4 protein-coding genes and 2 pseudogenes are annotated in these 6,455 nt (G+C 68.1%); 4 read left to right on the plus strand and 2 right to left on the minus strand.

The features are described from left to right. The first annotated feature begins 108 nt into the window (after positions 1–108). The 3 genes from ACTWP9_RS21780 to ACTWP9_RS21790 are packed head-to-tail and all read left to right on the plus strand — an operon-like array spanning position 109 to position 3,441. The gene (locus tag ACTWP9_RS21780) at positions 109–1,179 is read left to right on the plus strand and encodes a polyprenyl synthetase family protein (protein ID WP_443247887.1); all 1,071 of its coding nucleotides are present in this window, start codon (positions 109–111) and stop codon (positions 1,177–1,179) included. Then, positions 1,176–2,156 (plus strand): terpene synthase family protein, encoded by a 981-nt coding sequence (locus tag ACTWP9_RS21785; RefSeq protein WP_443247888.1) that lies wholly within the window; start codon positions 1,176–1,178, stop codon positions 2,154–2,156. The genes ACTWP9_RS21780 and ACTWP9_RS21785 overlap by 4 nt, the downstream gene beginning before the upstream one ends. Positions 2,157–2,175: 19 nt before the next feature. After that, positions 2,176–3,441 (plus strand): FAD-dependent oxidoreductase, encoded by a 1,266-nt coding sequence (locus tag ACTWP9_RS21790; protein ID WP_443247889.1) that lies wholly within the window; start codon positions 2,176–2,178, stop codon positions 3,439–3,441. A gap of 229 nt (positions 3,442–3,670) precedes the next feature. Here the strand turns inward: ACTWP9_RS21790 and ACTWP9_RS21795 are convergent. Both ACTWP9_RS21795 and ACTWP9_RS21800 read right to left on the minus strand, forming a co-directional pair. Then, a pseudogene (locus tag ACTWP9_RS21795) lies at positions 3,671–4,462 on the minus strand (IS5 family transposase); the annotation flags it as partial. Continuing rightward, the gene (locus tag ACTWP9_RS21800; RefSeq protein ID WP_443247890.1) at positions 4,450–5,955 is read right to left on the minus strand and encodes a serine/threonine-protein kinase; all 1,506 of its coding nucleotides are present in this window, start codon (positions 5,953–5,955) and stop codon (positions 4,450–4,452) included. The pseudogene ACTWP9_RS21795 and the gene ACTWP9_RS21800, both read right to left, overlap by 13 nt. Before the next feature lie 128 nt (positions 5,956–6,083). On the opposite strand from ACTWP9_RS21800, the pseudogene ACTWP9_RS21805 reads away from it, so the two are divergent. Further along, positions 6,084–6,293: pseudogene (locus tag ACTWP9_RS21805) on the plus strand (IS5/IS1182 family transposase); the annotation flags it as partial. Positions 6,294–6,455: the final 162 nt, after the last annotated feature.

The raw sequence follows: 6,455 nt of genomic DNA on the forward strand, positions 1-6,455 counted from the left end.
AAAGAACTTCGACTCGCTCGATCTGTTCGGAAAGAAGGTGCTTCCCGCCTTCTCCGGCTGAGGCCGACAAGGCTCAGGACGAACCTCCACTTCGCCAGGAGAAGAGTGATGACTGCCGCCGCCACGCCCCTGTCACGCCTGTTCGCTGAGACGCGCACCGGGATCGAGCAGATACTCGACACCTTCCTCACCGCCCACCACTACCAAGACCCCCGGCTGGCCGAGGCCACCGGCCTCCTGCACGACTTCGTACTCCGCGCCGGGAAGCGCCTTCGCCCCTTGCTGTGTTGCATCGGCTATACCGCCGTCAGCGGCCGGTGCCCGACGCCGGCCGTCCTTCGTGCAGCCGCCTCACTGGAGCTGTTCCACGCCTTCGCGCTCATCCACGACGACATCATGGACGGCTCCGACACCAGGAGAGCCGGTCCGACCCTGCACCGCGCACTGAGCGGCGCGGCGGACCCCGACCCGAGCACCGCCCGGCACGCCGGCGTCAGCAAGGCGATCCTGCTCGGCGATATGGCGCTGGTGTGGTCCGACCAGATCCTCCACAACAGCGGCCTCGAACCCGCCCAACTCCAAGCCGCCCGGCCGGTATTGGACGCGATGCGCTCCGAGGTGATGGGCGGCCAGTATCTCGACGTGCTCATGAGCAGCGGCTCCGAGGCTGACTTGCACACCGCGTTGACGGTCATCCGCTACAAGACGGCCAAGTACTCCTTCGAGCGGCCGCTCCACCTCGGAGCCGCACTGGCCGGAGCGACCAGCAACCAACTCCACGAACTCACCGGCTACGCCATCCCCCTCGGGGAGGCCTTCCAGCTCCGTGACGATCTCCTCGGCGTCTTCGGAGACCCGGCCGTGACGGGAAAGTCCTGTCTGGACGACCTGAGGGGCAACAAGCGCACCGTGCTCATCGCCGTAGCCTTCCAGAAAGCCGGGGTCGCCCAACGACGGCGACTCGATACGCTCCTGGGCAAGCAGGACCTGATGGAAGGCGAGGCCGAGCAGGTCCGCCGCATCCTGGTCCGCACGGGAGCCCGCCGCCGTGTGGAAGAAATGATCGCCGAGCGGCGCGATCAAGCCCTGCACCACCTCGACCAGTGCAGCCGGATCAGCGCCGCGTCCCTGTCCCCTCTGCGCGAAGTAGCCGACTCGGCAACACGGAGGCCCGCATGACCGCACATGCACACGCCCCCGGCCCCGAGGTTTCCACGCCCACAGACTTCCTCGCGACACCGGCCCTGTACTGCCCGTTCCCCTCACGCCTCAACCCGCTGGCAGACGAGGCGACCGAAGCAAGCCGGCACTGGGCCCAAGGCGTCGGGCTGCTCGCCGACCCCGTTGCCGAGGCGAGATTCCGGTCCGCCGCCTTCGGACGTCTGGCCGGCCGGGCCAGCCCGAACAGCGAGTTCGACATGGTCGCGCTCCTCACGGACTGGCTGACCTGGATCACCCTGATTGACGATCACTGCGATCTGCAGGATGAAGACGACGCACCTCAGGAAACTCTCGTTTTGATCGCCCGAGTTCTGCGCATCACCGCAGCACCGAAGCCGCAGGACATCAGCGCCGAATGCCCCTTCGAACACGCCTTGCGGGACCTCATCGACCGGCTACGGCGCGTTTGCCGCCCCGAGCACGCCGCCCGTGTACAGCACGAACTGGTCAACAGCCTGTTGGGAATCACCTGGGAAACCGCTACCCGGGCGTCCCCGCACGCTCTGACTCCCGACGAGTACCTGGACATGCGCTGTACCGGCGCCCCAAACGCTCTGGCCTCCGCTCTGGCGTGCGTGGCCGAAGACGCGTCCCCGGCAGACGACGCGTACTACCGCCCGGACGTCAGGGCAATGACCCGGTCAGCCGTGGCCCAAGTGACGTTGGCCAACGACCTGTTCTCCGTCGGCCGGGAAGCCGGGGCAGGCAGCTTCAACCTCGTTTCCCTGCTCATGCGCGAGGACGGTGAATCGCGCGAAACCGCAATGAGCCGAGTGATCGACCTGCACAACCGCGAGGTCCGCCGGTACCTGGCCCTGGAACGGGCCTCCAAACAAGACGCCGATCCGCGGCTCCTGCGGTATCTCAACACCCTCCGAACCGGAATGCGCGGCCATCTGGACTGGATGCAGGAAATACTCCGCTACCGGACGTAATGACAATTGGGAGGCACTCATGGAGCGTCGCACGGCGGCCGTGATCGGAGGCGGCATTTCCGGGCTGACCGCGGCCCATGTCCTGCAGCAGCAGTACGACGTCACGCTCTTCGAAGCAGCGAGTAATCTCGGCGGCCACGCCGACACCCACCGGATAGCGGGCCAGTCCATCGACATGGGCTTCATCATCTACAGCGAGCTCTACTACCCCATGGTCACACGTCTCTTCAAAGAGCTGGGAGTCGAAACGCAGCCCGCCGACCTGGTGGTGGATGTCGTCTGTGACGACTGCGGGTTCGCGCATCTGGCAGGTGGTGTGCTGGGGATGGAGAACTGGCCCACACGCCCGCAGCCGGTTCAGGAACGGACCTGGGATGCGTTCGAGCGGGACTGCGCGCGCTTCCCGGCCGATCTCATGACCATCATGGCTGGGGAAGGAACGGGGCCCGCTGTCGGGGAACTTCTCCAGGCGGGAGAGTACTCCTCGTACTTCGCGGATCACTTCCTCTACCCCAGGACGGGATCGCTCTTTCTGCAAGCCCCGCGGCACATCGACCATATGCCCGTGAAATCGCTCGGCGGAACGCTCAGCAGGTACGAACTCATGGGGCCCGATGCGCTGGCCTCCTGGCGCACCGTGACTGGAGGCAGCCGACGCTATGTCGACGCCCTCGCCACCAAGTTGAGCCGCATTCACACCGCCTCTCCCGTCGCCGGGGTATCCCGGGACGGTGACGGCGTACTGATCACCGACGGCGATGGCATCCCGCACACGTTCCACAAGGCCGTCATCGCCACCCACGCCCCTGAAGCACTCCGCATGCTCTCCGCCCCGACGTCCCACCAACGAACGGCGCTGGAGCCCTTCGAGTACGCTCCGCTCGAGGCCGCAATCCACACCGACACAACCGTCCTCAAAGGCTCCGCCGACTCCAGCAACACGGTTCTGCACGTGTCCTGTTCCGAACCCGAGTCCTCTTTCCGGGCCACCTATCGCGCTGGCCTCGTGCACAAACTCGGCACAGAAGCGCATCACTACCTGTGCAGCAACAACATGACCGACCGGATTGATCCGAAGGACGTGCTGTGCACCGTCCAGTACGAGCACCCGGTCGTCACCGCCGAGAGCACCACGGCGCAACAACAGCTCACCCAGCTGTCCGACGAAACCCTCGCATTTGCCGGGGCCTACTTCGGAGACGGATTCCACGAAGCGGGCTGCCGGTCAGGAGCGCTCGCAGCCGAGCGGCTCGGAGTTCGGTGGACCGCACTGCAGCAGGAGTGAGGTGCGGAGGACATCAAGGCCGGCTGGTCGGCGCTGCGGGCGTTGGTCATGGGTTGGACGGAGACTGGTGCGTCGCCGCGAACAGGGGACCCACCCTGACATGGAATTCTCGTAAGCGGCGTCGCGCAGGAGCCCGCGGTGGCACGGTGGGCATAACGTCGACGCCGCCTTCCAACAAATCGCCGCAGTCACCGCCGCGAGTGTGAGTTGGGGGTGTGGTGGCAGCGGGTTGGGTGGCGAGGCCGCGCCAGTGTTTGATGCGGTTGATGCACCGTTCGACGGTGTTGCGCTGCTTGTAGGCCGCGCGGTCGAAGGCGGGTGGTCTGCCGCCCCGGCTGCCGCGCCGCCTGCGGTGGGCGGCCTGGTCGGCCGGAGCGGGGATCACGGCCCGGATGCCGCGTCTGCGCAGATGGTGACGGATGGCGCGGGAGGAGTAGGCCTTGTCGGCCAGGACCATATCGGGGCGGGTGCGGGGACGCCCGGTGGCCCGTGGGACGCGGATGGAGGCCATCACCGGCTCGAAGGCGGGGGCGTCACCGGCCTGTCCGGCGGTGAGGCGGAAGGCCAGAGGCCGGCAGTTGCCGTCGGCCGCCAGGTGGATCTTCGTGGTCAGCCCGCCGCGGGAGCGTCCGATGGCGTGATCGGCCGGCTCGCCGGCCGGGGCCCCTTTTTTGCGGGCCCCGGCGGCATGCTGGTGGGCACGCACGATCGTGGAGTCGACCGCGACCGCCCACTGCAGGTCCTCATCGGCGTCGGCCCGGGCGACCAGGGCGGTGAAGACCCGTTCCCAGGTACCGTCCAGGGCCCACATCCGCAGCCGGTTGTAGACGCCTCTCCAGTTGCCGTACTTCTCCGGCAGGTGGACCCACTGCGTCCCGGTCCGGAACTTGAAGGCGATCGCGTCGATCACCTGCCGGTGATCCCGCCAGCGGCCACCCCGCCTCGGCGTCCGGTCCGGCAACAACGGCTCAATCCGCGCCCATTGCGCATCGGTTAACGGCACACGGCCTAATGATCGGATGACCCGAACGGAACCGAGGCGCCGTGGTGGTTCTGCGGCCCGGCGGAGAGCGCGGCCCTGCGGGCGGCTGAGTCGAGCCAGGGCCGGATGGAGCCGTCGTTGGTGAGGTCGGCGCGGTAGGCCACCGCCACCCTCAGGTAGCGGTTTTCCCTCCAGCTGTACCGCCGTCGGTGGCTGCGGTGGACCTTGTCGGGACAGGGGGCGAGGCCGCCCCCGTCGCGGGCGCTCCAGATGGTGAGGCGCCACGCCCCACCCCCGTCGCCCAGATACCCGTGCGCGTCCCGGGCCATCGCCCAGTCGGGGAACGCGAAGACCTGGACGCAGACGTAGACAGGGTTCTCGGGCGTGGCGTGGGGACCGGGCTGCTCCACGTAGACGCCGACGACCATTCCGGCACAGTCACGGCGCGCGAGTTCCCTGACCAGGTCGCTGGGGCCCGCTTCACGGGAGCGGCGGGTGTCCTCGGCGATCCGCGCGAACTCGATGTCCATGTCGTTGGTGAACCGCCGCGGCAACAGGGCGTCCGCGGTGAACGGCGTCTCGTCGGTGGAGGCGCGGTTCCAGGAGTCGGGAGAGGGCGGCCGGGGCGCGCGCCGCGTGACGTCCATCAGGCGGGTACGCGGGGTCAGGGGCATCGCCGCGGTGGGAGCTTCCGCTGCCGCGCACGACGCCAGGAGTGCCTGAAGCCGCTGCTGGACCTGCTGTGCCGACTGGGGGCGCCGGTCGGGATCGCGCTCCAGTAGTTCGGCGACGAGCGCGGTCACCTCCGGCGGCAGACCGGGGCGGAACGCGTCGAGGGGCGGGGCCTCCTCGTCGAGCTTGCGCCGCACGACCGCGATGCTGTTGTGCCCGGTGAAGGGCGGCCGGCCGGCGAGCATCGCGAAGAGCATCCCACCGAGTGCGTACAGGTCGGAGCGTTCGTCGCCGCGTTCCGTGAGGAACTGCTCCGGTGCGCCGAACTCCGGCGTTCCGGCCGGGGCCAGTTGGGAGGAGCGCGCCACGGTGAACGCGGCCTGGACGAACCCGGCGATCCCGAAGTCGATGACCTTCACCAGCCCGTCGCCGGTGAGGATGACGTTGTGGGGCTTGATGTCGTAGTGGATGACCTGGGCCCGGTGGGCGGCCTCCAGCGCGGCGCAGATGCCGCTGGCAATGGCCACGGCACGCGTCAGGGGGAAAGGACTCTCAGCCTGGAGAGGCGCTGTGAGCGTCTGGCCGTCCACCTTCTCCATGACCAGGAACAACACGTCGTCGTGGATGCCCCGGTCGTACAGGGCGGCGACGTTGGGGTGGACGATCTGGGCAGCGGCGACCGCCTCGCGCTCGAACCGCCGGGGCAGGTCAGCCTGGGCAATCCCGTCGAGATCCAGCAGCTTGAGCGCGACCTCACGGTGGAGCACGCGATCCCGCGCGGCCCACACCTCGCCCATGCCACCCCGGCCCAGACGGCCGATCAGCTCGTAACGGTCCGCGATCAGCTTTCCCCGCTCCACGGAGGCAGCATACGAGACGCCGCCGCACCTGCGAAGACGGCCGGTGCGGCGGCCGCCAGACCGTCTCTCGAGCCTCTTCGGCGCACACACGGGCTAGTCCTGGTGACGATGCCGGTGAGACCTCAGCCGACCAGGCCGCCCACCGCAAGCGGCGCGGCAGCCGGGGCGGCAGACCACCCGCCTTCGACCGCGCGGCCTACAAGCAGCGCAACACCGTCGAACGATGCATCAACCGCATCAAACACTGGCGCGGCCTCGCCACCCGATACGACAAGACCGCAACTATCTACCTCACCGGACTCCACATCGCAGGCATCTTCATATGGTCCGCACGGTGATCCGAACGAAAGTACCTACTGAGCTTTTCGTTAGTTGTGGGTGTGGGGGGTGGATGACCAGCCCGGTGTGGGTGAGGAAGGCCCAGGGGAGTCGGTGGTTCTCGTTGATGCGGTGGATGCCGCGTTCGGTGGCGTCGGCGACATCAGCGAGGTGGTCGCCGG

This window comes from Streptomyces sp. 3N207 (genome assembly GCF_052246355.1).
GTDB lineage: Bacteria > Actinomycetota > Actinomycetes > Streptomycetales > Streptomycetaceae > Streptomyces.

Excerpts from the sequence above, each read along its gene's own strand:
- ACTWP9_RS21790 (WP_443247889.1), top strand. The coding sequence starts at position 2,176 with ATGGAGCGTCGCACGGCGGCCGTGATCGGAGGCGGCATTTCCGGGCTG.
- ACTWP9_RS21780 (WP_443247887.1), top strand. The coding sequence starts at position 109 with ATGACTGCCGCCGCCACGCCCCTGTCACGCCTGTTCGCTGAGACGCGC.
- ACTWP9_RS21785 (WP_443247888.1), top strand. The coding sequence starts at position 1,176 with ATGACCGCACATGCACACGCCCCCGGCCCCGAGGTTTCCACGCCCACA.